Source organism: Burkholderia sp. DN3021 (genome assembly GCF_049805555.1).
Taxonomy (GTDB): Bacteria; Pseudomonadota; Gammaproteobacteria; order Burkholderiales; family Burkholderiaceae; genus Burkholderia; species Burkholderia pyrrocinia_C.
This window is the reverse complement of the sequence record NZ_JBNCAB010000278.1, coordinates 1-549: the sequence shown is the minus strand read 5'-3', so window position 1 is coordinate 549 and position 549 is coordinate 1. Positions and strand designations below refer to the sequence as shown.

General features: G+C 61.7%; 1 protein-coding gene. It reads left to right on the top strand.

Features of this window, described 5'->3' with window-relative positions:
- Nucleotide 1: 1 nt before the first annotated feature.
- The coding region (locus ACPUER_RS37080) for a helix-turn-helix domain-containing protein (protein WP_425133618.1) at nucleotides 2–549 on the top strand (548 nt) is incomplete at its 3' end.

Below are 549 nucleotides of genomic sequence, written 5' to 3'. Positions count from 1 at the left end.
CATACTCGAGCTGGCCCGGCAACTCGGCAACGTCAGCCAGGCCTGTCGCGTGATGGGTTACTCGCGCGACAGCTTCTACCGATTTAAGGAACTGTACGATCGAGGCGGTGAAGCTGCGTTGCAGGAGATTTCCCACCACCGGCCGCTGCTCAAGAACCGCGTGGATCCGCAGGTCGAGGCCGCCGTTGTCGAACTGGCCCTCGAATTGCCAGCCTACGGTCAGGTGCGTATCGCCAACGAGGTCCTCAAACGGCATGCTCTGTCCGTCTCGCCCCAAGGCGTCCGTAGCATCTGGTTGCGCCACGATCTGGAGACCATGCCGAAGCGCTTGAAGGCCTTGGAAGCCAAATCCGCCCAGGAGGGGTTGGTGCTGACCGAGGCGCAGCTCGTCGCGCTCGAACGCGCCAAGCACGAGAAGGAAGTGCACGGTGAATTCGAGTCCGAATGCCCGGGCTACTGCGGCGCGCAGGATACGTTCTACGTCGGCAGCCTCAAGGGCGTCGGCCGTGTCTATCAGCAAACTTTCGTCGATACCTACTCGAAGGTTGC